24 protein-coding genes are annotated in these 26,263 nt (G+C 68.4%); 13 read left to right on the top strand and 11 right to left on the bottom strand.

Going from position 1 to position 26,263, the window contains the following annotated elements:
- Positions 1–26: 26 nt before the first annotated feature.
- Both GO488_RS05790 and GO488_RS05795 read right to left on the bottom strand, forming a co-directional pair.
- A complete protein-coding gene (locus GO488_RS05790; protein ID WP_162316837.1) occupies positions 27–641 on the bottom strand; it encodes an NfeD family protein in 615 nt (204 codons plus the stop codon).
- A 25-nt stretch (positions 642–666) separates the two neighbouring features.
- A complete protein-coding gene (locus GO488_RS05795; protein WP_162316838.1) occupies positions 667–1,032 on the bottom strand; it encodes a DUF7312 domain-containing protein in 366 nt (121 codons plus the stop codon).
- Positions 1,033–1,198: 166 nt separating this feature from the next.
- Between GO488_RS05795 and GO488_RS05800 the strand changes: the two genes are divergently transcribed.
- From GO488_RS05800 to GO488_RS05835, 8 genes are all read left to right on the top strand, one after another.
- Entirely contained in the window at positions 1,199–2,992 is a 1,794-nt protein-coding gene (locus tag GO488_RS05800) for a DUF7408 domain-containing protein (protein WP_162317549.1), read from the top strand.
- On the top strand, positions 2,989–5,355 hold the full coding sequence (locus tag GO488_RS05805) for a VWA domain-containing protein (RefSeq protein WP_162317548.1): 2,367 nt from the start codon (positions 2,989–2,991) through the stop codon (positions 5,353–5,355). Before GO488_RS05800 ends, GO488_RS05805 begins: the two co-directional genes overlap by 4 nt.
- Positions 5,352–6,014, top strand: coding sequence for a coiled-coil domain-containing protein (locus GO488_RS05810; protein ID WP_162316839.1), 663 nt, complete (start codon positions 5,352–5,354; stop codon positions 6,012–6,014). The genes GO488_RS05805 and GO488_RS05810 overlap by 4 nt, the downstream gene beginning before the upstream one ends.
- A gap of 2 nt (positions 6,015–6,016) precedes the next feature.
- Complete coding sequence (locus tag GO488_RS05815) at positions 6,017–6,937, top strand: DUF7502 family protein (protein WP_241692899.1); 921 nt, start codon at positions 6,017–6,019, stop codon at positions 6,935–6,937.
- A complete protein-coding gene (locus GO488_RS05820; protein ID WP_162316840.1) occupies positions 6,934–7,875 on the top strand; it encodes an AAA family ATPase in 942 nt (313 codons plus the stop codon). Before GO488_RS05815 ends, GO488_RS05820 begins: the two co-directional genes overlap by 4 nt.
- Positions 7,872–8,738, top strand: a complete 867-nt coding sequence (locus GO488_RS05825) for a DUF58 domain-containing protein (protein WP_162316841.1) — start codon at positions 7,872–7,874, stop codon at positions 8,736–8,738. The genes GO488_RS05820 and GO488_RS05825 overlap by 4 nt, the downstream gene beginning before the upstream one ends.
- Positions 8,739–8,836: 98 nt before the next feature.
- Positions 8,837–9,496, top strand: coding sequence for a helix-turn-helix domain-containing protein (locus GO488_RS05830; RefSeq protein ID WP_162316842.1), 660 nt, complete (start codon positions 8,837–8,839; stop codon positions 9,494–9,496).
- A gap of 259 nt (positions 9,497–9,755) precedes the next feature.
- Entirely contained in the window at positions 9,756–9,926 is a 171-nt protein-coding gene (locus tag GO488_RS05835; protein ID WP_162316843.1) for a hypothetical protein, read from the top strand.
- Between the two features lie 61 nt (positions 9,927–9,987).
- On the opposite strand, the gene GO488_RS05840 is transcribed toward GO488_RS05835, so the two are convergent.
- From GO488_RS05840 to mfnA, 4 genes are all read right to left on the bottom strand, one after another.
- Entirely contained in the window at positions 9,988–10,626 is a 639-nt protein-coding gene (locus GO488_RS05840) for an FxLYD domain-containing protein (RefSeq protein ID WP_162316844.1), read from the bottom strand.
- Positions 10,627–10,866: 240 nt separating this feature from the next.
- Entirely contained in the window at positions 10,867–13,023 is a 2,157-nt protein-coding gene (gene metG / locus GO488_RS05845; protein ID WP_162316845.1) for a methionine--tRNA ligase, read from the bottom strand.
- A gap of 43 nt (positions 13,024–13,066) precedes the next feature.
- The gene (locus GO488_RS05850) at positions 13,067–13,624 is read right to left on the bottom strand and encodes a YqaA family protein (protein WP_162317551.1); all 558 of its coding nucleotides are present in this window, start codon (positions 13,622–13,624) and stop codon (positions 13,067–13,069) included.
- A 109-nt stretch (positions 13,625–13,733) separates the two neighbouring features.
- Positions 13,734–14,786, bottom strand: a complete 1,053-nt coding sequence (gene mfnA, locus GO488_RS05855) for a tyrosine decarboxylase MfnA (RefSeq protein WP_162316846.1) — start codon at positions 14,784–14,786, stop codon at positions 13,734–13,736.
- Between the two features lie 135 nt (positions 14,787–14,921).
- Here mfnA and GO488_RS05860 point away from each other — a divergent pair, with 135 nt between their 5' ends.
- The 3 genes from GO488_RS05860 (at position 14,922) to GO488_RS05870 (ending at position 17,640) form a co-directional block, all read left to right on the top strand.
- Positions 14,922–15,869: a GAF domain-containing protein gene (locus tag GO488_RS05860; RefSeq protein ID WP_162316847.1), complete on the top strand. Its 948-nt coding sequence runs from the start codon at positions 14,922–14,924 to the stop codon at positions 15,867–15,869.
- Positions 15,866–16,516, top strand: a complete 651-nt coding sequence (locus GO488_RS05865) for a DUF7504 family protein (RefSeq protein WP_162316848.1) — start codon at positions 15,866–15,868, stop codon at positions 16,514–16,516. The genes GO488_RS05860 and GO488_RS05865 overlap by 4 nt, the downstream gene beginning before the upstream one ends.
- Before the next feature lie 83 nt (positions 16,517–16,599).
- On the top strand, positions 16,600–17,640 hold the full coding sequence (locus GO488_RS05870; RefSeq protein ID WP_162316849.1) for a zinc-binding dehydrogenase: 1,041 nt from the start codon (positions 16,600–16,602) through the stop codon (positions 17,638–17,640).
- Positions 17,641–17,670: 30 nt separating this feature from the next.
- Here the strand turns inward: GO488_RS05870 and ppsA are convergent, their stop codons facing one another.
- Positions 17,671–20,016 carry a phosphoenolpyruvate synthase gene (ppsA, locus tag GO488_RS05875; protein ID WP_162316850.1) on the bottom strand — a complete coding sequence of 782 codons (2,346 nt, stop codon included), beginning with the start codon at positions 20,014–20,016 and terminating at the stop codon, positions 17,671–17,673.
- Between the two features lie 86 nt (positions 20,017–20,102).
- Entirely contained in the window at positions 20,103–21,008 is a 906-nt protein-coding gene (locus GO488_RS05880; protein WP_162316851.1) for a PhzF family phenazine biosynthesis protein, read from the bottom strand.
- A 231-nt stretch (positions 21,009–21,239) separates the two neighbouring features.
- Between GO488_RS05880 and GO488_RS05885 the strand changes: the two genes are divergently transcribed.
- The gene (locus tag GO488_RS05885; RefSeq protein ID WP_162316852.1) at positions 21,240–21,887 is read left to right on the top strand and encodes a methyltransferase domain-containing protein; all 648 of its coding nucleotides are present in this window, start codon (positions 21,240–21,242) and stop codon (positions 21,885–21,887) included.
- Positions 21,888–21,944: 57 nt separating this feature from the next.
- Here the strand turns inward: GO488_RS05885 and GO488_RS05890 are convergent, their stop codons facing one another.
- Complete coding sequence (locus tag GO488_RS05890; protein ID WP_162316853.1) at positions 21,945–23,621, bottom strand: right-handed parallel beta-helix repeat-containing protein; 1,677 nt, start codon at positions 23,619–23,621, stop codon at positions 21,945–21,947.
- A gap of 205 nt (positions 23,622–23,826) precedes the next feature.
- Between GO488_RS05890 and GO488_RS05895 the strand changes: the two genes are divergently transcribed.
- A complete protein-coding gene (locus GO488_RS05895; RefSeq protein WP_162316854.1) occupies positions 23,827–24,522 on the top strand; it encodes a phosphoribosyltransferase in 696 nt (231 codons plus the stop codon).
- Between the two features lie 236 nt (positions 24,523–24,758).
- On the opposite strand, the gene GO488_RS05900 is transcribed toward GO488_RS05895, so the two are convergent.
- Both GO488_RS05900 and GO488_RS05905 read right to left on the bottom strand, forming a co-directional pair.
- Positions 24,759–25,031 carry a hypothetical protein gene (locus tag GO488_RS05900; protein WP_162316855.1) on the bottom strand — a complete coding sequence of 91 codons (273 nt, stop codon included), beginning with the start codon at positions 25,029–25,031 and terminating at the stop codon, positions 24,759–24,761.
- A gap of 94 nt (positions 25,032–25,125) precedes the next feature.
- A complete protein-coding gene (locus tag GO488_RS05905) occupies positions 25,126–26,232 on the bottom strand; it encodes a site-2 protease family protein (protein WP_162316856.1) in 1,107 nt (368 codons plus the stop codon).
- Positions 26,233–26,263: the final 31 nt, after the last annotated feature.

Genomic DNA, 26,263 nt, shown 5'->3' on the forward strand with positions numbered 1-26,263 from the left:
AAACTGACGTATCGCACGCCGCCCGTTCAGGCGCGCTCGGACTCGGTGTCAGGTTCGCGCGCGTCGGATTCGCGCTCGTCGGTCGTCGCCCGGTCGCGTGCGAGCGCCCGGTCGATGTCGTCGCCCGCGCTCCCGACCGGTTCGACTTTCAGAACGTTGCCGCCGCCGGGGTCGACCACCAGCACTTCGGTCCCCTCCTCGATGTCGCCGTCGATGGCGCGGGCCTGATAGTAGGGGTTGAAGCCGCCGTCCTCCAGTTTCACTTCGCCGGAGCTACGGGTGACTCGCTCGGTGACGGTGCCGAACTGGCCCTGCAGCGAACTCGAACTCAGCGTTTGGCCGCGGCTGCCGCCGGCGAAGTCGAGCTGACGGTACCCCCACAGCGTCGCCGCCGTCGTCAGCAGGACGACCACCGTGAGGATGACCGGCGCGAGAAGCCCCAGGCTCGCCGGGATGAACAGACCGACGAGCCCCGCCGTCAACAGGGCGACGCCGAGGACGAAGAAGTGTGTCCCCGGTGCGAACGCCTCGGCGGCGACGAGTCCGGCACCGGCCAGAAACAACAGCAGGGAGAGGGACATACTGAACAGTGGGTCGACCTGTGCGGGCGCGAGAGCGAGGGCGACCGGGGGGAACGCCATGCCTCGGTGTAGGGGGGCCGCGGGATTAAGTGTCGGGGTCCGTCCGGGTGAAGAGACCGTAACAGAGCGCCGTTCCGACGGCGACCGTCGCCGTGATCGCGGCGAGAGTCGTCGGCGCGTAGACGGCGCTCCCGGCGAACATCTGTCCCAGGACGAGGGTCGCGATGTACACCCCCAGCGCGACGAAAACCGTGTTCTCCGCGCTCGGCGTCCCCGGTTCCACGTCGCCCGCCGGAGAGAAGGAACCGGCGACTGCGCCCTCTTCTTCCGCTTCCTCGGGGCCGTCCTCCTCGACCTGGATGACGTCGGCTTCCGTGGCGTACTCGTACGTCTCGACGAAGTCGTCGCTCTCCTCGGCGGCCGAATCGTCGTCTCGCCCGTCGGCTGGCATATCTCCCGCTACGCGGGCGGGCTACAAAAGTGACCGGCGACGTACTTGCGGTTCGTTGACAAGCCACTCGATCGCCCGACTGCGACCCCCTTGGCCCCTCGTTTGGTCTAGAAAGGACGAAAGACCAACATAAGAGGGATAATCTTGGTGTGAGATGAGTGAATCGATGGCCCTCTCCGACGTGTTTCTCACCCCCCTCGGTCTCGCCGCCCTCCTCGCGGCGGTCCCCATCATCGTCCTGTATCTCATCCGCCCCGACCCGGAACGGCTGGAGTTGCCGACCTTTCGGTTCCTGGCGAGCGAACAGCGCCAGCAGGCCACGAGTCCGCTGCTGGAGCGGCTCTCGCGGAGCGTCCTCCTCCTCGTGCAACTGGTCGTCGTCCTCCTGCTCGCGGTCGGCCTGGCGTCGCCGTACGTCCCCGTCTCCGAGCGTGCGACCGTCGAGGAGACGGTGCTGGTCGTGGACACGAGCGCCAGCATGACGACGGCCGACGGGTCGGGAACCCGATTCGACCGGGCGATTTCGGCCGCACGCGAGGAGGTGACCGGCACGACGTCCGTCGTCACGACGACCGGCGGCGGGCAGGTCGTCCTCCAGCGCAGCCCGCCCAGCGAGGTCGAGTCGACGCTGGACGGACTGACGGCGACGGACAGCCCCGGCGACCTCCGATCGGCCGTCTCACAGGCGACCGCGCTCGCCGGCGAGAACGCCCGCATCGTCGTGTTGAGCGACTTCGCGGGCGACGCGTGGACCGACACCGTCACGACCGCCCGCGGACGCGGTCTCAGCGTCGACCTCCGGCAGTTCGACGGCGGCGGAAGCGCGAACGTCGGCATCGTCGAACGCCGGTTCTCCGGGTCGGAGGTGACCGTCTCGGTGAAGAACTACGGCGACGAACCCGTGACGCGAACGGTCACACTCGGCGAGGGGAGCGCGCAGGTCGACCTCGGGGCGGGCGACGTCGCGACCGTCACGCTGCCGGTCCCCGCCGGCCGGAGTCGGGTCCGTCTCTCGCCCGGCGATGACTTCCCCGTCGACGACAGCGTCGCCGTCGCCGCCCCCGAGGACCCGACCGTGGACGTGCTGGTGTTGACCAACGACCGCAACCGCTACCTGACGACGGCGCTCTCGGTGGTCGACCAGGTCGACCTCACCGTCGACAGTCCGCCGACGACGGTCGACGACGGCTACGACGTCATCATCTACAGCAACGTCGACCCCGGCTCGCTACTGGCGGGGAACGTCGAGGCGGGCCGCGACGTCGTCGCCGACGGCGGCGGCGTCGCCATCCAGGCACAGCCCGAGATGCCCCAGAAGTACGGCGACCTGCTGTTGCTCGCCCCGGAGGGCGTTCGGGCCGGGTCGACGATCGGGCAGACGAGACAGACGACGCTCACGCGCGGTATCGACTTCCAACCGCCCGACGAATACGTCGGCGGCTCGCTCAAGGACGGCCAGGCGCTGGTCGAACTCGCCGACGGGACGCCGCTCATCGCGACCGCCGACCGAAACGGCGGCCGACTCATGTACTACGGCTACATCGAAGACCGATCGAGTTTCAAGTACAACTACCAGTACCCCGTGTTCTGGAAACGCACCGTCTTCTCGCTGGCCGACCGAGCGCCGCTCTCGGCGCTGAACTACGGGACCGGCGAGCGAGCGCAGTTCGACGCCGACAGCGTCGACGGCCCCGACGGGACCGTCGCCGGGCCGACCGTGACCCTCCAGCGGGCCGGCTTCTACGCGAGCGGCGAGCGCACGGTGAGCGCCGCGCTGCTCGACGAACGAGAGTCCGACGTCGCCGTCGAGGCGCTCGATACCCGCGAGGGCGTCGCCGGAAATCTGACGCGAGAGGAGCGACGGACCGTGCCGAAGCCGCTCACCGAGTACGCCGCGGTCGGCGCGCTGGCGGTGGCGCTCGCCGAGATCGGCTACCTCGGCCGACGGGGTGACCTCTGATGGTGTCGTACACCCTCGCCGACGGCCTGCGGGTCGGCGTCGAGCACCTCTGGCCGCTCGCGGTGCTCCCCGTCGCCGTCGCCCTGCTGACGTATATCGTCGTCTGGGGCGACTACGGCCCGCGGTCGGCCTCGGCGCGGAGCCGCCGGCTCCTGTTCGGGAGCCGCGTGCTCGTGGTGGTCCTCCTCATCGTCGCCGCGATGGGGCCCTACACCGTCCAGACCCGGGAGACGGCGGGCGAGCCGAGCGTGACGCTGCTTGCCGACGAGTCGGCGAGCATGGCGGTCTACCCCAACACGACCGACTCGCTCGTCGGCGATATCGAGGACGAGGGCGTTCCCGTGACGAAGGCGACCGTCGGCAGCGGCAACGACTCCCGCCTCGGCGACGGCATCGCCGCGAACCTCCGGGAGAACGGCACCGTGGTCGTGCTCTCGGACGGGCAGGTGACCGACGGCCGGTCGCTCTCGGCGGCCGCCGACGAGGCCAACGCGCTGAACGCGACGGTCAGCAGCGTGGGTATCTCGCCGACGGAGACGGAACGGGCCGTCAGCATCGCCGGCCCGCAGACGGTCAGCGCCGGTCTCCCGACCGAGTTCACCGTCTCGCTCGGGGCGGTCGAACAGTCCGGGTCCGCGACGGTGACGGTCAGCGTCGACGGCGAGACGGTGACGACCGAGTCGGTCGCGGCCGGCGAGTCCTTCGCCGTCAGCCAGTCCTTCAACGATACCGGCACGCACCGGATGACCGCCCGCGTCGAGGGCGAGGACGTCTACGACGTCAACGACGTCTACTATCGGAGCGTCCGCGTCGTGGAGAAACCCGATTTACTGTACGTTTCGGGCGGTAACTACCCGCTCGGCGACTACCTCGGGGACCTCTACGACGTGACCGAGGCCGAGACGGTCCCCGGCGACCTCGACAACTACTCGGCGGTCGTCGTGCAGGACCGCCCGGCGAACCGCCTCGGCAACGTCAGCGCGCTGCAGGAACACGTCATCGACGGCGGCGGCCTGGTGATGGTCGGCGGCGACAACGCCTACGACAACGGCGGCTACGAGGAGTCGCCCGTCGCCTCCATGCTGCCGGTCAGAGTGGGTAACGCCACCGGCGGGACGGCGAACATCGTCCTCGCCATCGACGTCTCCGGCAGTTCGAAGGAGGGTCTGGGGGTTCAGAAGGCCGTCGCGCTGGACGTCTTAGATCAGTTGGGCGACGAGAACAAGGTCGGCGTCGTCGCGTTCAACTACCGCGCGTTCCGCGTCGCGGAGCTCCAGCAGCTCGGCGGCAACCGCGAGGCCATCGCCGACCGGATCCGCCGACTGCAGAGCGGCGGCGCGACGGACATCGCCGTCGGCCTGCAGGGGGCCGACGAGCTCATGGGCGACGAGGAGGGGACGATCATCCTCCTGAGCGACGGGAACGACTACCTCGGACCGCCCTCGGCCGTCGCCAACCAGCTCGGCCGCGAGGGAACCCGCATCATCGGCGTCGGGGCCGCGAAGCGGGTCAATGAGCCGAAGATGAAGCGGATCGCCAGCGAGTCCGGCGGGTCGTACTTCTCGGCGAGCGAGACCGACCGCCTTCGACTGCTGTTCGGCGGGGGTTCCCGCCAGTACGAGGGGCAGAACCTCACGATCGTCACGCCGGACACGTTCATCACCTCCGGCGTCACGCTGACCGCCAACCCGGGGCAGGCCAACCGCGTGGCGGTCAAGTCCGGCGCGGACTTCCAGGTCGCCACCGCCGACGGCGAACCGGCCATCGCCTCGTGGCGCTTCGGCCTCGGTCGCGTGGTCTCCATCACTGCCTACGACGACGACGGGACGCTCGGCGGGCTCCTCCGAAAGCCCGACTCGCTGGTCGTGACGAAGTCGGTCAACTACGCCGTCGGCGATCCCGCTCGGACGTCCACAGGCGTGACGGCCGTCAGCGACGCCCGCGTCGGCCGCGAGGCGACGCTCACCTACCGCGGCGAGAACCGGCCATCGGCCGAAGACGTCAGTATTCGACAGGTGGGCGAGAGCGTCTACGAGGGGACGTTCACGCCTCGGGAGGTCGGTTACCACGACGTCCTCGGCACCGAGTACGCCGCGAACTACCCCGCCGAGTACGGCGCGTTCGGCCGCTCACAGCAACTCGAGTCGGTCGTCGAGGCGACCGGCGGGCAGACGTTCGCCCCCGACGACGGGGCGGCCATCGCCCGCCTCGCGCGCCAGCAGTCGACGCGGGTCCGAACCGTCCGCGACTCGTGGGGGTGGCTCGCGCTGCTCGCCGCGTTGCTCGTCTTCCTCGCGGAGGTCGTCGGCCGGCGCGTCCAGGTGTATCGCGGCCGCACCACGCTGGAGAGTGGTCTGCCATGAGCGCCATCGGCCGGCGGCTGAACCTGGGACTGCTAGCGCTCATCGTCCTCTCCGTCGCCGGGACGGCCGGCGCGACGGTGTTCTATCAGGACGCCACCAGTGACCTGCAGACACAGAACGACCGACTGCAGGAGAAAAACAGCGAACTCCAGTCCGAACTGGAGACGGCGCGGACCAACTTACAGGAAAATCGGACGCAGCTCCAGGAACTGCGCAACACGCTCAACACGCGGACGCAGGACGTCGATCAGGTGGCGAAAGAGCTCGACCGGACGAGCAAACAGTTGAACGCGACCGAGAACCAGCTCGCCGAGACGCGCGCCGAACTGCGCGAGCGGGAGGACCAAGTGGACGAACTCCAGTCGACGAACCGCGAACTCGACGAGGAGATCAGCAGTCTCCGAGAGGAACGAGACCGGCTCGAATCGGAGGTCGCCGACCTCGAAAGTGACGTCGAGACGCTCCGTAGCGAGCGGGACCAGTTACAGGAGGACGTCGAGGACCTCGAAGCCGAGATCGAGACGCTCGAAGACGACGTCGCCGAACTCGAACAGCGGGTCGAGGACTTAGAATCGGAGAATTCCGAGATGGAGAGCGACCTCGAAACGCTCTGTAGCCAGGAAGAGAACGCCGAGAAACCGTCCTGTGAGGGGTACTGACCGTGGCTGAGAACACTGGTTCCGAGACGCAGTCCGAAACCGGCGCGTCGCGCGATCGGATGAAGCGCGCGCTGCGCGAGGTCCGCCGAGAGGGGTGGAAGGCCGCGATCGTCTACGCCGTCGTCGACGCGACGCTGCTGTTCCTCGTCGTCAATCTGGCGCTCTCGGTGCTCTCCCCGCCGAGCGTTCCGAGTCAGGTCGCGGTTCCGTCGGCGGTCCTCGACCCCGTCGGCGACGCGCTGGGGCGGTCGCTGACCGGCGCGGCGCTGCCGGTCGCGGCGCTGGTCGGCATCGTCGTCGGCGCGGTCGCGTTCGTCGCCGAGGTGTGGCTCCGCGTCCGCCGGCCGCTGATCGAGCGCTTCGAGGCGGCCAATCCACCAGTCGCCGAGGCGCTGCGGACCGCCCGCGACGCCGTCGCGGCCGATGCCGACTCGCGGATGGCCGCCCGGCTCTACGAGGACGTTCTCGACCGGCTCCGAGAGAGCTCCGGGGTCGCGCTGGTGGACCTCCGCCGGGTGGCCGGCACCCTCGTTGTCGTCGTGCTGTTGAGCGTGGCGACGCTGCAGGTGGCGGCCGTCGACCTGGCGCTGCTTGGCGGCGGCCCCGCGGACCCGGCGGCGGGCGGCCCCGCGAACCAGTCGCGGAACTACACCGGGCTGGAGGACGCCGACGCCGTCCTCGGCGAGCGCGAGAACGTCTCGGCCGGCGACGACAACCTGACGGCGCAGGTCGAATCGACGGGCGGCGACCAACCAGTGGAACAGAGCGAGCAGTTCCCGTCGTCGGGGCCGAGCGGCGGCGGCGACGGCAGCGGTATCGACAGTCAACAGGCCGGCTTCGCCGGCTCAGAGGAGATCGAGGACGCGGCGCTCATCCGCGAGTACAACCTCCGCATCCGCGAGGAAGAGGAGGACGACCAATGACAGCATACGACATCGACGACCTTCAGGAGAAGCTCAGCATCGCCCGCGACCAGATAGGAAAACGCATCGTCGGCCAGTCCGACGTGCTCGAACAGCTGCTCGTCTGCATCCTCGCGGACGGCAACGCCCTGCTCGAATCGAACCCCGGTCTCGGCAAGACCACGATGGTCCGCACCGTCGCCGAGGTGACGGACCTCCAGTTCTCGCGCATCCAGAACACGCCCGACCTGATGCCCTCGGACATCACGGGCACGGAGATCATCCGCGAGAGCGAGACCGGCCGGGACTTCGTCTTCGAGAAGGGGCCGGTGTTCGCCAACGTCGTGCTGGCCGACGAGATAAACCGGGCGACACCGAAGACGCAGGCGGCGCTGCTCGAAGCGATGCAGGAGAAACAGGTGACCGCCGCCGGCGAGACCTATCAGTTGCCCAGTCCCTTCTTCATCCTCGCCACGCAGAACCCCATCGACCAGTCGGGGACCTACACGCTGCCGGAGGCCCAGACCGACCGCTTCATGATGAAACTGCTCGTCGAGTACCCCGACTTCGAGGAGGAGAGCCGCATCGTCGACATGTTCACCACCGGCGCGAAGCAGGTCCCCGTCGAGAAAGTTCTCTCGCGCGAAGAGATCCGCGCGGCACAGGAGTTCGTCCGCGACGTGCCCATCGCCGACGACATCCGCGACCGCGTCGTCCGGCTGGTCCAGCGAACCCGCGACGCCGACGAGATCGACTACGGCGCGAGCCCGCGGGCGAGCATGGCGCTCGTCCTCGCCTCGAAGGCCCGGGCCTTCCTGCGGGGGCGCTCGCACGTCGCGAGCGAGGATATCGAGGCGCTGGCCGCGCCCGTCCTCCGCCATCGCATCGTGCTCGACTTCCGGGCCGAACGGGAGGGCCGCACCACGGACGACGCTGTCGCGGACCTCCTCGCGGAATGACCATCGAGCCGGACTTCCTCGACGAGCTCGCGCGCTTCGACGCGGCGCTGAACCGCGAGTCGACCGCGCTCCGACAGGGCGACCAGCGCTCGCCCCGCATCGGCGAGGGGCTGACCTTCAGCGACTACCGCCGGTACTCGCCGGGCGACGATACGCGGCTCATCGACTGGAAGCTCTTCGCCCGCACGGAGGAGTACTTCATCAAGCAGTACGAGGCCGAGCGGAGCCTCACCGTTCACGTCCTCGTCGACGCCAGCGCGTCGATGGACTTCGGCGACGGCGACGCCCACAAGTTCGAGGCCGCCGCCCGGCTCGGGCTGGGCGTGGCCTACCTCACCGCCGAGGAGAACAACCAGTTCCAGTTCGGGACGTTCCGCGAGCGAGCGGACCGGCTGGACGCCGCCCGGTCGAACCGCGGCGAGCTGTTCGCGCTCATCGACCAGCTCAACGAGCTGTCGCCCGACGGCGAGGCCGACTTCGAGCGCGCGCTGGCCGACTACGCCGGACGGATCGGCTCGCGGTCGCTGGTGGTGCTGTTGAGCGACTGCCTGACCGACCCCGAGGAGATCGCCACCGGCGTCGCCGCCCTCGCTCGCAAGGACGTCGACGTGTTGCTGGTGCAGGTGGTCGCGCCCGACGAGCGCGACCCGCCGGCGGTCGGGGACGCCCTCTTCGCCGACCCCGAGTCCGAGGAGACCCGACGATCGTACTTCAGCGGATCGCTCGCCGAGCGCTATCGGGAGCGCCTCGACGCCCACGTCGACACCGTCTCGAACCGCGTGACGGAGTTGGGCGCGGACCACGTCGTCGTCGATACCGGGACGGAGTTCTTCGACGCCTTCGCCAGCGTCTGGTTGCAGTGAGGTGGTCGCGGAGACCGGCCCCTCGGCGAGACGCCGCCGTAAATACCCCCGTCTATCGCTGTCATCGAACTTATCCGCCGCCGTCGTCCAGACGACGTATGAGCGTCGTTGGCGAGTTCACCATCCCCGCCGCCGCCTTCGCGCTGGAAGACGCGCTGGCAGCGGTCCCGGAGATGACGATCGAGTCCGACCGGTTGGCATCGCACAGTCCGCGCGAGGTCTTCCCGTTCCTCTGGGCGAGGGGCGGGAGTTTCGACCGGTTCTCGCGAGCACTCGAAGGCGATCCGACCGTCACGTCGGTCGACCTCGTAGACGAGGCGGACGACGTGGCGTTGTATCGTCTGGTGTGGAACGAGGACTTCAAAGAGCTCGTTCACGAGATGATAGACCACCACGCGGCGATCACGGAAGCGACGGCGCGCGACGGCCGGTGGCATCTCCGATTGCGGTTCGCCGACGAGGGCATGGTCTCGTCGTTCCAGCGTCACTTCCGGGACACTGGCCACGAGTTCGAGGTGAGGCACCTCACCTCGCCGTCCGAACCGCGCCACCGCAAGTTCGGGCTGACGCCGGAACAGTACGAGGCGCTCGTGACGGCGGCCCGGGAGGGGTATTTCACGATCCCGCGCACGACGTCCGTGGCGGAGGTCGGTGAGGCGTTGGGTATCTCGGCCAACGCGGCCTCACAGCGGATCCGACGCGGGTGTGAGACGATGATTCAGTCCGGATTGATCGTCCCCGACACCGAGACCGAATGACGCTTCCCCGGCCGACAGTTAAGTAGCGGTACGTATGAGCGTCGGAGCTGATGGATTTTTGGTCCGTCTGTCCACGAGAGACCAGTGATATCTGAGATGGATCAGCCGAACGACATCGGCTCCGTACGATGAACGACTGCAACGCGCCGACTGAGGCTCGCTCTGACTGTCGCGGCCGTACCGCTGCCACAGCCCGTCGCGGCCAGTCGACCGCCGAGCGGGCGTGGGGGTTCCGCGGTGAGGCCGGCGGTGATCGCGCGTGAGTACCCCCAGCGGATACGAAGTGGCGATCGACCGATTGGAGGCGGCGTTGAACGCCGACGACGGGGCCGCGAAAGACTACGAGATTCGGGAGGCGCTCCAGTACCTCCACATCGAGAGCGATTCGGCCCCGACAAGTAGCGAGGGCGAGGCCGAACCGTCGCGGTGATCGGTCGTCAGTTCGGCCGAAAAAGAGCGCACCGCTATGTTCGAACGCGAGGTCTCGGCGATCAGTTGCCGGTGGTGTTCGTCTCGGTCTCGTTGAGCCCCTCGATCGAGGTGGCGTTACCGCTGGTCATGTTGCCGCCGGGCCCGGTACCGAGTTCGCCCTCCTCGGCGAGGTCACCGTCGGCTTTGATGGTGTAGCGAGTCGCTTTGTCGATGTCCGCGCCTTCGAAGATGATGGTGAACTGCCACTTGTTGCCCGCGTAGAGGGCGTCCTTGTTTCGGGCCTCCGTGCTGTCGATGAACTGACCGATGGGGTCGTTCTGGTCGTAGAGGGTCGCAGTCACCTGGACGTCCTCGTAGGGCCGAGCGGCCGTGTTCTGCAACACGCCGTTGACGGCGGCCACCGGATTCCCGGTGCCGAAGACGCTGCTGTTGCCGGACTGGCTGCCCTCGTCGCCGCCGGCGATCTGCGCGAGGTCGACGCGCGTGAACTTCAGTTGCTCGGCGGTGTCGTTGCTTACCTCGCCCTTGAGGTTGAACCAGGAGTCCTGGTCCTGTCCGCCCTCGGCGACCTCGTCGTCGCCGTCGTTGGTGGGTTCACCGCCGCCGCCGCTGTCGCCCTGGTCTTGGCCGAGACAGCCGGTGACTGCCGCTCCGAGCGCCGTAGCGCCTGTCGCCTTCAGCAGTTTACGTCGATTCATTCCATCGGATAGTGGGCCTGTAGACGGCTACGTGGCGGGCCTGCGATATAAGGGGAGATTTCGGGTCTCAAAGCGGTCGTAGATCCGTTCCTCGAAGATTTTGGGCGAGAGAGCCGATCTGAATGGGACTGCGTGGACGACGACGTTCTTTCACCTCGCTTGCATCTTTCACTCCGTTCGCGGCGGAGCGGCGCTGTCGCGGGATTCCGTAGGCGGTCGAGACGTGTCGATCGCTGTCCCCTACTGTACCCGCGTTCCGAGCGGCGCGTCCTCGTGGGTGGTCAGCAGGTCCGCCTCGTCGCCGGCGGCCAGCACCATCCCGTTCGACTCGATGCCGAACAGGTCGGCCTTCTCCATGTTGGCCAGCAGGATGACTCGCGTGCCGGGCAGGTCGTCCACCTCGTGGAGCTGGGCGAGGCCGGCCACGACCTGTCGCACCTCGTGGCCGATGTCGACTTCGAGGCGGAGGAGCTTATCGGCGTCCGGGACCGGCTCCGCCGAGACGATCTCGCCGACGCGCATGTCGACGCCCTCGAAGTCCTCGAAGCCGATGCGCTCCTCGACGAGCGGTTCGAGGTCGGCCGCCGCGACCTCCTCGTCGGTGTCTCCCCCGGCGTCGTCCTCGTCGTCGGTCCCCTCGTCGCCGTCCTCGCTCTCGCTGGCTTCCTCGATCCGTTCCTGCAGTTCCTCGTTGAGCTCCTCGATGTGGTCGTCCTCGACCTGCGCGAACAGCTCCTCGGGCTCCTCGAAAGAGGCCGGCGGCGCTTCGAGCGCGGTGTCGAGGGACACGTCGGCGACGGAGCCCTCCTCGTTGAGCTGGCCCCACAGGCGCTCGGCCTTGCCGGGGAGGACCGGTTGCATGACGACCGCGACGGCCTTCGCCAGTTGCACGCAGTCGCGGATGACCTGCTCGGCGCGGTCGGGGTCGTCGTCCACGAGGTTCCACGGCTCGTTGCGCTGGATGTACTCGTTGCCGTAGTTCGAGAGGTCCGTGGCGACCTCCGCGAGCGTGCGAACGTCGTACGCTCTGACCGCGTCCTCGAACTCGTCGAGCGCGTCCTCGATGCGCTCGCGCACGTCGTCGCTCACGTCCGTCTCGGGCGTCCCGCCGTAGTTGCGCTCGGCGAACAGCAGCGAGCGGTAGATGAAGTTGCCGACGTTGCCGACGAGCTCGCCGTTGACCCGCTCCTGGAAGCGGTCCCACGAGAAGTCCACGTCGGTCTCTAAGCCCGCGCCGGTGGCGATGTAGTAGCGGAACAGGTCGGGATGGAACCCCGCGTCGAGGTACTCGTCGGCCCACACCGCGCGGTTGCGCGAGGTGGAGAGGGCGTTCCCGTCGATGCCGACGAATCCCGTCGCCAGGATCGAGCGGGGCTCGTTGTAGCCCGCGCCGCGCAGCATCGACGGCCAGAAGACGGCGTGGTGCTGGATGATGTCCCGGCCGATGACGTGGATTATCTCGCCGCCGTCGTCGGTCCACGGTCCCTCCCAGTCGGTGCCGTGGCGCTCCTCGCCGCCGAGCTTCCAGACGTCCTCCCAGTCGTAGGTGTCCGCGCCGACCCGTTCGGAGTACTGCTTCGTCGAGGCGACGTACTCGATGGGGGCGTCGACCCAGACGTACAACACGAGGTCCTCGGGGTCATCGGCGTCCTTCGCCGGGTAATCGATCCCCCAATCCATGTCCCGCGTGATACAGAGGTCCTGCAACTCGCCCTCGATCCACTCGCGGGGCTGGTTCCGTGCGTTGTCCGTCCCTTCGACGCGGTCGAGGAAGCCCTGCAGATACTCCTGGAAGTCCGAGAGACGGAGGAACTTGTGCTCGCGGGTGCGGTACTCCGCCGGGTTGCCCGTGATGGTACTGACGGGGTCCTCGATCTCGCCGGGTTCGAGGTGGCGCTGGCAGCCCTCGTCGCACTCGTCGCCGCGGGCGTGTTCGCCGCAGTACGGGCAGGTCCCCTCGACGAAGCGGTCGGGCAGCGGCTGGTCCTGTTCGGTGTCCCACGCGACCTCGATCTCCTTCTCGAAGACGTGGTCGTTCTCGACCCACGAGCGGACGAACTCCTGCGTGAGTTCGGTGTTCGTCTCGTCGTCGGTGTGGCCGTAGTTGTCGAACTCGACGTTGAACTGCGGGAACGTCTCGGCGTAGGTCTCGTGATAGCGCAGGGCGAACTCCCGGGGTTCGACCCCCTCCTCGGCGGCGTTGACGGCGACGGGCGTCCCGTGCATGTCGGACCCACAGACGAAGGCGGTCTGTTGGCCGATGCGTCGCAGCGCCCGCGAGAGGGCGTCGCCGTCCACGTAGGTCCGCAGGTGGCCGACGTGCAGGTCGCCGTTGGCGTAGGGCAACCCGCAGGTCACCACCGCCGGACGGTCCGTGGGAAACTCGTCGTGGCTCATACCTCTCTGTGAACCACCCACGGGTCAAAAGGAGGGCGGTTTCCTACAGCAACGCCAGCGTGCCGCCAGCGAGCCCGAGCGTCACGAGGAGGCGGCCGGCGCTCCCGACGAACGTCGCCGCGCCGAAGCGCAGATAGTCCTCCTCGAGGACGGTGAAGGCGTAGATGGAGAGCGTATCGGGGAAAAACGGGACACAGAGCGCGAGCGCCAAACCGACGTAGCCGTACTCCTTGGCTATCTTGATAGTATTCCGCTCGGACCACTCGATGAGGTCGAACCGCGAGTCCTTGATCCGCTGGACCAGCGGACCGTACTCCTTCGCCTCCTGCCCGATGTGGAACGCGAAGAGGCTACCGAGAGCCTTGCCGAACGCGCTGGCGAGGATGATGGCCGCGAGGTTCCCCGTCGTCGAGAGCCCCAACCGGAGCGTCTCGGCCGGGACGAGGACGACCTCGCTCGGGAGCGGGAGGATGAACGCGATGAGGAACGAATAGACGGCGATGATGCCCAGTCCCGTCGGTCCCGTGGCGGTACAGACGGCCTCCTCCAGGGGGCCGAGGGCACCGCCTGCCGTACCGCACTCACCGAGGAACGCGACCATCGACGGGAGCGAAGCGACCGGGTCCACACTCCTCGGTATCGGGTAGTGCGACCTAAGTCTTGGTATGTTCGCTCGGGAGGTCGCTATATTCGGCGTCGTCTCGCCGGGCTCAGTACCAGTCTAAGTCCGCGACGAAGGAGCGGAGCATCGATCGCGTGACGTGGGGCATACAGACGACGCGCATCTCGCCGGCGCCGGTCTTCGAGACGCGCCAGCCGCGCGCTCGCAGTTCGTCGGTCATCGGCACGGAGAGGTCCGCCGCCACGAGCGGCAGTTCGGGGTCGACCACGTCGTGGCCGCGGGCGCGCAACTGGTCGGCCAGCCAGCGGGCGTTCTCCATCGAGCGCTCGTATTGCTCGCGGTAGCCCGCGGGCCACAGCGCCTCCATCGCGGCGACGGCCGAGGCGACGCCCGCCCCCGAGCGCGTCCCGGTCAGCGTCAGCTGGCTCGTCGATTCGAGGTAGGGCGTCTCGACGGCCAGTTCGTCCAGGAGCGTCCCGTCGCGGGCGAGCAGGCCGCCGGCGGGCACCGCCGCCTGCCCGACCTTGTGCGGGTCGATGGTCATCGTGTCCGCGTCGGCGTGGCCGAAGTGCCACGCGTGGTCGGTGAAGGGGAGATAGAAGCCGCCCCACGCCGCGTCGACGTGACAGAGCGCGTCGGCCTCGTGAGCTAACTCGGCGATGGCGGGGATCGGATCGACGTAGCCGTACTCGGTCGACCCGGCGACGCCGACCACGCAGACGGTGTCGTCGTCGATCAGTTCTGCCATCGCTTCGAGGTTCGCGCGGTAGCCCTCGGCGGGCGCGGTGCGCAACTCGACGCCCAGCACGTCCGCGGCCTTGGTGAAAGAGAAGTGGGCGTGGACCGGCGCGACGACGTTCGGGTCGTCGGTGTCGGCGCGGTTGCGGGCGATGCGGACGGCCTGGAGGTTGGCCTCGGTGCCCCCGGAAGCGACGTACCCGGTGGGGTCCGTCAACCCCGTTATCTCCCCGAGAGACTCGACGGCCTCGGCTTCGAGTTCGGAGACCGTCTCGTAGGTGCCGGGGTCGCCGGGGTTCGTCGCGAGGAACCGTTCGGCCGCCTCGCGGGCCGCGGGATGTGGGACGGTGCACATCGAGGAGAGGACGCGGTCGAAATCCTGTGGCTCGGCCCGCTGGACCATTCTATTGGCGTCCACGCGGGCGAGCGGTTTAGCCGTTTTGTTCACGCCGGGACCGGCCTTCTGACCGAGGCGCGATTATCACGATTGATACGGTTAGGCATCAGGCTTTTTATACCATTTCCTGAACGCTGGTGTATGAGTCGAACCGTACTCTGTGTCGACACGGAGGAGCGAATCGAATCCGTGACTGAAGCTATCGAATCTGAGGACAACCTATCCGCGGTATCCGTGACGTCCGCGGAAGCGGCCGCGGACGTCCTCGAACGCGAGCCCGTCGTCTGCGTCGTCACCGCCTACGAACTCCCGGACGGGACCGGGATGGATATCGTACGGGCGATCCGAGAGCGCGCGCCGCAGACGCCCTGCGTGCTCTTCACCGACCTGCCCCCGAGCGAGATCGACACCGCCTCCTTCGAGGAGACCATCGTCGAGTACCTCGACCGCGGCCTGCCGGACGCCGAGGACCGACTCGGGTTCGTCACGAACGACGTCATCGAACACAGCGCGCAGGTCAGCTTCCTGACTCCCGAAGACGAGGGCGAGCGCCTCGACGCCCTCGCCGAGTACGACGTCGAGGAACTCCCGGTCCGGGAGAGCTTCGAGCGGCTGACCGACCTCATCGCCAGTCACTTCGACGCGGGCGTCGCCTTCGTCGGCCTCATCGAACGCGACCAGGAGAATTTCCTCGCGTGCCACGGGGCCGACCTGGACACATTGACCCGCGAGGAGACGATCTGCACCCACAGCATGCTCGAAGAGGACGTGATGGTCGTCGAGGATATCACTCGGGACAAGCGCTTCAGCGAGAACCAGTACCTGGAGAACCTCGGCGTCCGCTCGTACGCCGGCGCGAACATGACCACCGACGGCGGACACGTCATCGGGCAGGTCTGTCTCATCGACTTCGAACCGCGCGACTACGACGCCGAGGAGCGGGCCGAACTGACCGAGTTCGCCGAGGTGGCGATGGAGACGCTCGACCTCCGGCAGGCGCTGCGGGAGGCCAGAGCGCGCGACGACGCCGAGGTCCCCGCCGAGCCCGGTCCGGACGCCGACGTCGCGACCGCGGAGGCGGACCGATGAGCGTCTCCGGCGAGCGATTCACCGTCGGCGGCGACCTCCTCGGCCCCATCGAGAGCGGCACGAGCCTCCTGCTGACCGGCGACGACAGCGACGCGCTGGAGACGGTGTTCCACCGGTTGGTCGCACCCGACGCCGACGAGCGCAGCGTCGTCCTCGCCGCCGACCTCCCCGGGTCGGCGGTCCGGCGCTCGCTCGACGGTGCCCGCCGACGGGGCGGGTCGCGCTCGTACGTCCTGACCGGCGACGGCCGCAGCGGCGAGAACGTCGAGACCGTCGACGACATCGGCGACCTGACGAGGCTCGGCATGGAGTTCTCCTCGCTGGTCGCTTCCTCGCAGCGGGAAGCGGACCGGTTCCGAACGGGCATCTTCCTCTGTTCGACGATCTGCGCCGAGGCCGAGGACACGCGGTCGGTCTATCGCTTCCTCAACTCCAGCTTCCTGACCGACATCCGACGCGGCGAGGGGATCGGCGTCTGTGCCGTCGACACCAGCGCGGACATCGGCGCGGACGTCGACAGCACCGTCACCGGCCTCAAGACGTCCTTCGCCGCACACGTCGAGGTCGAGCGGACTGGACCGAACGAGGCCGAACTGACGGTCTCGGGACTCGACGGGGCCGACGAGACGCTGACCGTCTCGCTGTAACTCACCAGTTCGAGGGACCGATCCCCGCTCGTGATACTACCGTCACAATAGACTATTATGATGTTGCGCCGAGTCGGTAGACGATGCAAGCAGTCCAGTTCGACGCTCACGGCGACAGAGACGTGCTCGAATACGGCGAGTTTCCGGACCCGGAGTGCGGCCGAGGGGACGTACTGGTCGACGTCAAAGCGGCCTCGCTGAACCACCTCGACATCCACACCCGGCGCGGCCTGCCGGGCGTCGACCTCGACATGCCACACATCCCGGGGAGCGACGCCGCCGGAGTGGTCGCGGAGGTGGGCGAGGACGTCACGCGGTTCGGACCCGGCGATCGAGTGGCGCTCTTGGCCGGCAAGAGCGGCGGCGACGACGAGTTCAGCCGGAAGGGTGACCAGACGCTGGCCCCGGACTTCCACATCATCGGCGAACACGTCCGTGGCGTCCACAGCGAGTTCGCCGCGGTCCCCGAGGCGAACCTCGCGCCCGTCCCCGAGGGCGTGGACTGGGAGACGGCCGCGGCCGCGCCGCTCGTCTTCCAGACCGCCTGGCGGATGCTCCGCGACCGCGGCGAGTTGCAGGTCGGCGAGTCCGTCCTCGTCCTCGGGGCGTCGGGCGGGGTCGGACACGCGGCGGTGCAGGTGGCCGCCGAGGCCGGCGCGGAGGTGTTCGCGACCGCGAGCACCGACGAGAAGCTCGCCTACGCCGAGGAACTCGGGGCCGACCACACGATAAACTACGAGGAGGACGACTTCGCGAGCGAGGTCCGGTCGCTGACCGGCGGCCGCGGCGTCGACATGGTCGTCGACCACATCGGCGCGCAGACGTGGCAGGACTCGCTGAAGAGCCTCGTGAAGGGCGGCCGGGTCGTCACCTGCGGGGCGACGACCGGGGGCAGGCCGGAGACGGACCTCAACCGCATCTTCTGGAACCAACTGCACGTCATCGGGTCGACGATGGCGACCCCCGGACAAGCGGAGGAAGCGCTCGAACTGGTGTGGGACGGCACCTTCGAACCGCGCGTCCGCGAGACGCTGCCGATGAGCGAGATCGCCGAGGCGCATCGCCTCATCGAGGAGCGCGAGGGCTTCGGAAAAGTCGTCGTCGTCCCGGACAGCGAGCTGTAGCGGTTTCGAGAGAGAAGAGGGGCGCTGTTCTCAGCGCACCGATTCCAGCAGGAGGCGCTGTTCGACGCGCTTGACCTCGTGTTGCACGTCACGCACGGCGTCGATGTTCGCCGAGATGGAGGTGACGCCCTCGTCGACGAGGAACTGGACCATCTCGGGCTTCGAGGCCGCCTGTCCGCAGATGCTCGTCGCCACGTCGTACTCGCGGCAGGTGCCGATGACCTTCCCCATCAGGTCCAACACCGCGGGGTGGAGTTCGTCGAATCGACCGGCGACGTTACCGTTGTTGCGGTCGACGGCGAGCGTGTACTGCGTGAGGTCGTTCGTCCCGAAGGAGACGAAGTCGAGCCCCGCTTCACAGAGCTCCTCGATGCAGAGCGCGCTCGCGGGCGTCTCGACCATGACGCCCCAGTCGCGCTTCTCGGGGTCGATGCCGACCTCCTGCATCAGCGCCTTCGCGCGCAGGACGTCCTCGGCGTCGGTCACCAGCGGCAGCATCAGCTCGACGTTGTCGTAGCCGAGCTCGTAGAGGCGCTCGAACGCCCGGAGTTCGAGTTTGAACTCGCCGGGGCGGTCGAGCGACCGCCGGATGCCGCGGTAGCCGAGCATCGGGTTGTGCTCGCTGGGTTCGTCCTCACCGCCCTGTAGCTGCCGGAACTCGTCGGAGGGGGCGTCGAGCGTGCGTACCCGTACCGGCCGGGGGTAGAACGCCTCGGCGACGCTGCGGACGCCCTCGACGATCTCGTCGACGTAGGCGCGCTCGCCGTGGTCCTCGACGTAGCGGGCCGGCGTCTTGTTCGTCGAGAGGATCATGTGCTCGATGCGGAGCAGGCCGACGCCGTCCGCGCCCGTCGCCGCGGCGCGTTCGGCGGCCTCCGGGATGGAGACGTTGACCTTCACCTCGGTGCCGGTCATGGGCTTGACCGGCGAGTGCTGCTGGGAGGGCTCCGCGGCCGCCGGCTGTTCCGCACCCGCGTTCGCGTCTGTTTCCGTCGACTCCTCCGTCTCGGCGATCTCGGTCCCCTGCTCGACGGTCCCCATGTCGCCGTCGATGGTGACGATCTGGCCGTCGCGGAGCCGGTCGCTCGCGTCGTCCGCTCCCACGACCGCCGGGACGCCGAGTTCGCGCGAGACGATCGCCGCGTGGCTGGTCATCCCGCCCTGGTCGGTGACGATGCCGGCCGCGCGCTTCATCGCCGGCACCATGTCGGGCGTCGTCATCTCGGTGACGATGATGTCGCCCTCCTCGACCTTGTCGAGGTTGTCGAGCTTCGAGACGATGCGGACCTCGCCGGTGACCTTCCCGGGACTGGACCCGATGCCGGTGAGGCGCACGTCGTCGGTCTGACTCTGCATCGCCCCGCCGTCGGCGACGCCCGAGGCCTCACCGCCCTCGTCGGCGCTGGCCGTGGCGGCGTCCGCTTCCTCGCCCTCGACGGCCTCGTCGATGGTCGTGATGGGGCGGGACTGCAGGAGGTACACCTCGTCCTCGAAGATGGCCCACTCCACGTCCTGCGGGGTGTCGTAGTGGTCCTCGACGAGTTCCCCGACGTCGATGAGGCGGTGGATCTCCTCGGGCGAGAGCACGCGCTCGTTGCGCTTCTCTTCGGGCACCGAGCGCTCGACGGTCTCGCCGTCCTCGCCGCGGACGCACATCACCTTCTTGTCGGCGACGGTGACCTCCTCGATCTCCTCGCTCTCGCGGTCGACGACGTAGTTGTCCGGCGAGACGGCCCCGGAGACGACGGCCTCGCCCAGCCCCCACGCGGCTTCGAGGATGGCCGTCGGCGCGCCGGTCGAGGGGTGGCTCGTGAACATGACGCCGGACTTCTCGGCGTCGACCATCTGCTGGACGACGACGGCGATGTCGACGGCGGCGTCGTCGAACCCCTGCTCGTTGCGGTAGTAGATGGCCCGCTGGGTGAACAGCGACGCCCAGCACTCCTTGACTCGCCGGAGGAGGTCGGCCCGCGAGACGTTGAGGTAGGTGTCCTGCTGGCCGGCGAAGGAGGCGTCCGGGAGGTCCTCGGCCGTCGCCGATGAGCGGACCGCCACGTCGGCGTCGCCCATCTCGTCGTAGGCCGCGAGCAGGTCCTCCTTGACCGAGGGCGGGGCCTCGGTCTCCAGAATGAGTTCCTGCGCGCGCTCGGCGGCCTCCGCGAGCGCCGCCGAGTCGTCGCTGTCGACGTCGACGACCTCGAACAGTTCCTCGTCGATCTCGGTCTCCTCGATGAACGACCGATACGTGTCGGCGGTGACGACGAACGCCGAGGGGACCGGGAGGCCCGCCGCGGTCAGTTCGCCGAGAGACGCTGCCTTGCCGCCGACCCGCGATAGGTCGTCGGCACCGATCTCGTCGAGCCACAGTGTTGGCATTGACTCGTTGTTTTGTTCCCCAAGAACCATTAAGTTGCTTCTGGTGGCGGCACGAACGGGGGGTCGTTCACTCGGAACCGAGGGAATCAAATCTCGATGATTCCGTCGTCGTCCTCGGCGTCAGGAACCGTCAGCGACCCGTCGAGCGTCGTCACGGCCCGTCCGCCGACCCACGCCTCGGTGCCGTCGGTGTCGACGCGGACGGTGCCGGGCCGGTCTAAGAAGTGGCCCTGTTCGACGACGACCTGCTCGATGGTGTCGTCGAGCGCGCCGTACCGGCGGACGTACGCGCCGCAGGCCCCGGCGGCGGTTCCGGTCACTGGGTCCTCGGCGATGCCCGCGAGCGGCGCGAACGCCCGCCCGTGCAGCGTCGACTCGCCGCTGATCGTGTCGAAGGTAAACGCGTATAGCCCCATCGCGTCGGCCGCCTCGCAGCACGCCTCGATGGCCGCCGGGTCCGGGTCGAGGCCGCTGAGATGCTCGAAGTAGTTGATGGGGACCAACAGCCACGGGAAGCCGGTGTCGCCCACCGAGAGCGGCAGGTCCGCGCCCACGTCCCGCAGCGTCGCCACGTCCGCGCCGAGGGCGTCGGCCACGTCCGCGAGCGGGAGGTCCACCTCGCGGATGTCGGCCTCGCCCTGCTCCATCCACACCGTCCCGTCGGGTTTGACCTCCGCGTCGAGGACGCCGCGGGCCGTCTCGAACGTGCACTGCTCGGCCGCCAACGCGCCGCGCTCGAACAGCGCGGCGTGGGCCGCGACGGTGGCGTGCCCGCAGAGGTCGACCTCCCGCTCGGGCGTGAAGTAGCGCAGTCGCCGGTCGGCGTCCTCGCTCGGCAGGACGAACGCCGTCTCGCTGGCCCCCAGCTCGTTCGCGATGGCCTGCAGCTGGTCGTCGGTCAGTCCCTCGGCCTCGGGCACCACCCCGGCCGGGTTGCCCGTCATCGGTTCGGCGGCGAACGCGTCGACGAGCAGCGCCTGTCGCGTCTCCATGCCACCGTGTTGTGGGACCCCCCGGATAACAGTTGCTGGTACCTCGAACGACAGTTCCGGTGTCGCCTTCGACCGGCGTAGCGTGAAGCAACTGCGCGGTAAGCACGCGTATCGACGGACGCGGGTGCCGCGTCGCGGCCATCGACAACTATCCGGCACCTAAAGCCCGCGTTCGCCCGCTGAGGGAAGTAAGCGACGTATAGTGATGTATAGCCGTCCGGACGTTCCGGTATGCGCTCGTACATCACCACGGTCGGCAAGTGGGTGCTCGCAAAGACGGACGCGCTCGGCATCGCCACGCCCGACGTCATCTACGGGTTCGGCGACCGCTGGCTCGATCTGGTCTCTAACACGCCGACCGAGGAAGCCCACGCCGTCGCCGACGTGCTCTACCGGGAGTACGAACCCGATTCCGTGATCGACTTCGGATGCGGGCTCGGTCGCTACCTCACCGGGTTCCAGGCTCACGGGGCCGCCATCCACGGCGTCGAGGGCTTTTCCGAGGCCCGAGACCACGCCGAGATACCGGCCGAGGCGCTCACCATCCACGACCTCCGCGAGCCGCTGGAACTCGACGAGCGGTACGAGTTAGCGCTGTGTATCGAGGCCGCCGAACACATCCCGTCGCGGTTCGCCGACACGCTCGTCGAGACGCTCACGGCAGCCGCGCCGCGCGTGGTCTTCACCGCCGCGCCGCCCGGCCACAGGGGGACCCACCACGTGAACGAAGCCCCGCGGGAGTACTGGATCGAGAAGTTCCGGTCGAACGGGTTCTCGTACGCCGCCGAGGAGACGGACCGGCTCCAGGAATCGATCCGCTCCGAGATCGACGCCGCGGAGTGGGTCGCCGACCGTCCCTTCATCTTCGTCGAGCAGTAGCGCGACACCCGCGGTCGTACCGTGTACGCGCGATAATCGCGAGAAGCCCCGACTGGGTCAGTTTGCCAGTCGTTCGGCCGCGTCTTCGCCGCCGGCGCCTTCGGTCACCGGCGTAGCGTCTCCGCTCGGCCCGCTCGGTTCGAGCAGTGCGAGGGTGCCGTTACCGACGACCGAGACCGTGACGCTGCCACCGTCGACGGTCGCACCCTCGACTCGCGTCCACGTCTCGCCGTCGTGGTACCACAGTTCGGCGTGCTCCCCGTCGCTGCGGGCCGGGACGGAGAACGCGGCACGGAGGTCGTCCGACGGGAGCGCGCTCACCGCTCGGAGCGCCTCACCGGTCCGCTCGTAACCGTCGGGGAGCGGCGGGAGCGAAGTCGCCGCCGCGAGCGTCGGTTCCCCGGTGAACGAGACCGTCACGCCGGAGATCGAGAGCCGGTCGGCGTCGAACCCGTCGCCGTCCCGCGCCGTGTCGTTGAACGCCGCTCCGGCGTTGCCCCGGAGCGTGACGTTGCCGAGCGTGCCGGTGCTCCGCGTCGTTCTGATTCCGTCGCCGGCGTTGTCACGGACGACCGTGTCCCGAATCCGAACGTCGCTGGCGTCGACGAGTCTGACGCCGTCGCCCCCGTTGCCCGCGATTACCGTGTTCGAGACGGTGTGATTGAACACGTCGAACCGGAAGTCGACGCCGACGCCGCCGTTGTTCCGCACGTCGGCGTCGCGGATAGCCACACGGCTGACGCCCGTCGTGCCGACGACGACGCCGCGGTCGCCGTTGTCCGTCGCCCGCAGGTCGGAGAGCGTGACGTTGCGGGAGGCCTGTCCGACGCGGACGCCCACGTCAGCGTTGGCCGAGGCGTTCAGCGAGCGCACCGTGAGGTTCGTCGTCTCCCACGTCCGCAGTCCGTCGCCGTTCTCGGCGAGCGTGACGTTCTCGACCGTCGAGTCCTCGGCGTCGTAGAGGAGGAGGCCGCCCCCGTTGCCACGGGCGTCGAGGTCCGAGACGCGCAGCGTCGGCCCGCCCCGGAAGATCTCGCCGGCGACGACGCCGCGCTCCCAGTCGCGCACCCGCAGGTCGGTGACGGTGACGTTGGCGAGTTCCGGGCCGACGCGCTCGCCGTCGGTCCCGTTGAACACGCGGACGCCGACCGTATCGTTCCGACCGACGCCGTCGACGACGTGCCCGTCGCCGTCGATGACCACGTCGTCGGACCGGACGCGGATGCACGTCTCGACGCCGCTGTCCTGCAGGTCCGTCGTCAGCTCGTAGCGGCCGGGTTCGGTGATGGTCGTGCAGGCGTCGATCGGCTCGACGCTCGCGGCGGTGCCGCTGCGCTGTCCCGTGAGGACGCCGGTCACGTCCTCGCCGTCGAGTTCGAGGCGGAACTCGGAGTCTCCGCTGGTCTTCTCGAAGGCGACGATGCGTCCCTCGACCTCGTAGGCGTCGCCCCACTGGTCGCCGGCGGTCCCGGTGACGGTGACTGTTCCGTCGTCGTTCTCGACGACTCGGTCGCTCGCTTCGGCCGCGTAGCCGTCGGCCTGCGTCTTCGAGACCGATCCCTCGACGGTGAACGCGTAATCGAAGGACTTCCCCTCCGACGTCGACTCGACGACGAAGGTGCCGTCGCCGACGGTCTGTGCCGCTCCGAGGGGCAACAGGCCGAGCGCCGCGGTTCCCGTCACGATGAGCGCCGAGAGGAGGAACAGACTCGCGTGGGTCCGTACCGCGTTCATGTCTCGGGCTTGGACGAACCGAGGAGTTAGTTAGGCGGCCCATGCGAGCGATAAGCACCGGTAACTCCGTTTCGGGGACAGTTGGGAACTGTTCTGTGTCAGGAGGGCGCTCGGCGGTCTACCGACCGACGTCGCGGCGACGGCGGCCGAAACTCCGAGAAGCCCGTTCTGAAACGGTTAAGTCCGCCCGTCCACGCGAGAGTGTATGGGCGAGTTACCGGAGGAGTTCCCGTGTACGATCACCAACTGGGAGTACATCTACGGCCTCTGTCGTGACGTGGCCGACGACGTGAAGGCCGCCGACTTCGAACCGGACGTGGTCGTCGCCTTGGCCCGCGGCGGGTGGTTCGCCGGTCGATGCCTCTGTGACTTCCTCGGGCTCGACGACCTGGCGAGCCTGAAGGTCGAACACTACGTCGGCACCGCACAGAAGGGCGACGAGGCCGAGGTCCGCTATCCGCTGGCCGACGGCGCGGTCGAGGGAAAGGACGTCCTCGTCGTCGACGACATCGCCGACACCGGCCAGTCTCTCGAGACGGCCGCCGAGGCCGTACAGGAGCAGGACCCCGGGAGCGTCCGGACGGCGACGCTACAGCTGCTTCAGACCAGCGAGCACGAACCGGAGTTCGTCGGCGAGCGCCTCGACGAGTGGACGTGGGTCGTCTACCCCTGGAACTTCGTCGAGGACATGATCGAACTCGTCGGCAGCGTCATGGAGAAGAGCGACCGGACGGTCCACACCACCGATGACGTCCGCTCGCTCCTCCGGTCGTACCACGGCGTCGAGCGCATCGAGATGGAGATCGCCCAGCCCGACCGCCTCGACGAAGTGATGGACGAGATGGTCAGGCGGGACGCGGCGACGAGAGAGGGCGAGGGCTGGCGACTCACCGACGGCTAAGAACGGACACTTCTCGTTCTCTATCCGGGCGCTCCGTCAGCGGCGGCGACGGCGGCCGTCGTCCCGGACGTACTCTAACGCGGCGACGAACTCCTCGGCGTCGACCCTGTCTTCGGTCTCTTCGAGTCGCTCGCGTATCTTCGTGGGAGTCATGCGTATTGTTAGCATAGAACCTGACGCGGCATAATTCTTTCTGTCGTTCTAACAATACTGCGCGGCGTGAAACGGCGGTCCGATCAGTCGTCGGACTCGACGATTCGGTCCTCGTGGAGCTCGATCCACTCCCGCAGCGGTCCGCGGACCCCCTCGACGGTGACGGTCACGTCGCCGTCGAACCCCCAGCGCGCCCGCGGCGCGTCCTCGCCGAAGCGAATCGGAACGTCGACGCGTAAGCCCTCCGCGGAGAGTTCCAGCGCCTCCTCTCGGTCGACCGTCTCGTCCAGCAGCCGTTCGACCGCCTCGTGGAGCTGTTCGAAGTCGGGTTCGGGGACGCCCGCTGACTCGCTCATGGGCACCCGTTCACGCTCCACCTATCTCTGTGTTTCCCCGGCGAGGTCAGGACGCTCGGAGAGCAGAAGAGTCGGAACCGGTCGCCGTCAGCGGTCACAGCGAGATGACGATCGGTACCGGCGCGAAACACAGCACGCCGAGGACGAACGTCAGGACGCCGACGGCCGCCCGTTTGGTCCCGAGCGGCGTCTCGTCCAGCGGCGTCGCCGACCCGACGCGTCCGAAGACGAGCGTCAGCACGCCCCAGAACGCCCACAGCGCCGCCGCCTGGCCGTTCTCGAAGGCGACGAGGTAGCCCGCGAGGCCGAACAGGAGCAGCGGGACCGCCAGCTGGATCGACCGCATCCGGTCGCCCAACAGCGAGCGCGTGACGTGCGCGCCGTCGAGTTGTCCCACCGGCAGCAGGTTCAGGAACGTGACGAACGCGCCGACCCACCCGGCGATGACGACGGGATTGGGGATCAGGGTCGGGTCGGCATAGACGACCTGTTCGCCGAGCAGCGCCGCGATGCCGCGAATCAGCAGCGGGTAGCCGATGTCGACGTGCGCGATGAGGCCGCCGGGGACCCGAACGGGGTCCATCGTGACGCCGACGGCGGTGACCAATATCGTCGCCGCCAGCCCCGCGAGCGGTCCCGCGACGCCGATGTCGAACAGCGCCTTCCGGTCGGGGATGTTGTCGTTCATCTGGATGACCGCCCCCAGCGTGCCGATGACGTTGAACGGGAGCGGGATGAAGTAGGGCAGGCTCGCCTGCACCTCGTGGTACCGGCTCAGCGCGTAGTGGCCGAACTCGTGGACCGCGAGGATGCCGAGCACCGCCGCCGCGAAGGGCCACGCTCCCACCAGCGAGACCGGGTCCGAGATGACCGGTAGCCCGTACCACCGGCTCCCCGCGTACAGCGTCGAGAGCAGCGTCGCCAGCGCCAGGGCGACGTTCGTCCACGGGACGCCGTCGACGCCCAGCGACCGCTTCTCGGCGACGAGGACGTACTCGCCGGTCTCCTCCGTGAGACGGACCCGATAGCCGCGACTGCGAAACGTCGGCCCGACCGCCTGCACGACGCGCTCGCGTTCCGTCATCGGCTCGCCGTAGTACCGGATCCCGTCCTCGGGCGTCGTGTCCACCTCGTAGACGTAGAAGGCGTCGGCGAGTCGCTCGGGGTCGGGGAGGTCCGTCGACGACGACGTGTGGGCCATCACCCCTCTCTACGGGTTCGTCCCGTTTGAA

Origin of the sequence: Haloarcula limicola (genome assembly GCF_010119205.1) — an archaeon.
In the GTDB taxonomy this organism is placed as follows: Archaea; Halobacteriota; Halobacteria; order Halobacteriales; family Haloarculaceae; genus Haloarcula; species Haloarcula limicola.

What these genes read in the sequence shown, in the direction of transcription:
- GO488_RS05810 (WP_162316839.1), top strand. Translation starts at nt 5,352, where the DNA reads ATGAGCGCCATCGGCCGGCGGCTGAACCTGGGACTGCTAGCGCTCATC.
- GO488_RS05895 (WP_162316854.1), top strand. Translation starts at nt 23,827, where the DNA reads ATGGGCGAGTTACCGGAGGAGTTCCCGTGTACGATCACCAACTGGGAG.
- GO488_RS05850 (WP_162317551.1), bottom strand. Translation starts at nt 13,624, where the DNA reads ATGGTCGCGTTCCTCGGTGAGTGCGGTACGGCAGGCGGTGCCCTCGGC.
- GO488_RS05800 (WP_162317549.1), top strand. Translation starts at nt 1,199, where the DNA reads ATGGCCCTCTCCGACGTGTTTCTCACCCCCCTCGGTCTCGCCGCCCTC.
- GO488_RS05830 (WP_162316842.1), top strand. Translation starts at nt 8,837, where the DNA reads ATGAGCGTCGTTGGCGAGTTCACCATCCCCGCCGCCGCCTTCGCGCTG.
- GO488_RS05825 (WP_162316841.1), top strand. Translation starts at nt 7,872, where the DNA reads ATGACCATCGAGCCGGACTTCCTCGACGAGCTCGCGCGCTTCGACGCG.
- GO488_RS05885 (WP_162316852.1), top strand. Translation starts at nt 21,240, where the DNA reads ATGCGCTCGTACATCACCACGGTCGGCAAGTGGGTGCTCGCAAAGACG.
- GO488_RS05840 (WP_162316844.1), bottom strand. Translation starts at nt 10,626, where the DNA reads ATGAATCGACGTAAACTGCTGAAGGCGACAGGCGCTACGGCGCTCGGA.
- GO488_RS05820 (WP_162316840.1), top strand. Translation starts at nt 6,934, where the DNA reads ATGACAGCATACGACATCGACGACCTTCAGGAGAAGCTCAGCATCGCC.
- GO488_RS05900 (WP_162316855.1), bottom strand. Translation starts at nt 25,031, where the DNA reads ATGAGCGAGTCAGCGGGCGTCCCCGAACCCGACTTCGAACAGCTCCAC.
- GO488_RS05865 (WP_162316848.1), top strand. Translation starts at nt 15,866, where the DNA reads ATGAGCGTCTCCGGCGAGCGATTCACCGTCGGCGGCGACCTCCTCGGC.
- GO488_RS05880 (WP_162316851.1), bottom strand. Translation starts at nt 21,008, where the DNA reads ATGGAGACGCGACAGGCGCTGCTCGTCGACGCGTTCGCCGCCGAACCG.
- GO488_RS05890 (WP_162316853.1), bottom strand. Translation starts at nt 23,621, where the DNA reads ATGAACGCGGTACGGACCCACGCGAGTCTGTTCCTCCTCTCGGCGCTC.
- mfnA (WP_162316846.1), bottom strand. Translation starts at nt 14,786, where the DNA reads ATGGTCCAGCGGGCCGAGCCACAGGATTTCGACCGCGTCCTCTCCTCG.
- metG (WP_162316845.1), bottom strand. Translation starts at nt 13,023, where the DNA reads ATGAGCCACGACGAGTTTCCCACGGACCGTCCGGCGGTGGTGACCTGC.
- GO488_RS05790 (WP_162316837.1), bottom strand. Translation starts at nt 641, where the DNA reads ATGGCGTTCCCCCCGGTCGCCCTCGCTCTCGCGCCCGCACAGGTCGAC.
- ppsA (WP_162316850.1), bottom strand. Translation starts at nt 20,016, where the DNA reads ATGCCAACACTGTGGCTCGACGAGATCGGTGCCGACGACCTATCGCGG.
- GO488_RS05795 (WP_162316838.1), bottom strand. Translation starts at nt 1,032, where the DNA reads ATGCCAGCCGACGGGCGAGACGACGATTCGGCCGCCGAGGAGAGCGAC.
- GO488_RS05860 (WP_162316847.1), top strand. Translation starts at nt 14,922, where the DNA reads ATGAGTCGAACCGTACTCTGTGTCGACACGGAGGAGCGAATCGAATCC.
- GO488_RS05870 (WP_162316849.1), top strand. Translation starts at nt 16,600, where the DNA reads ATGCAAGCAGTCCAGTTCGACGCTCACGGCGACAGAGACGTGCTCGAA.
- GO488_RS05905 (WP_162316856.1), bottom strand. Translation starts at nt 26,232, where the DNA reads ATGGCCCACACGTCGTCGTCGACGGACCTCCCCGACCCCGAGCGACTC.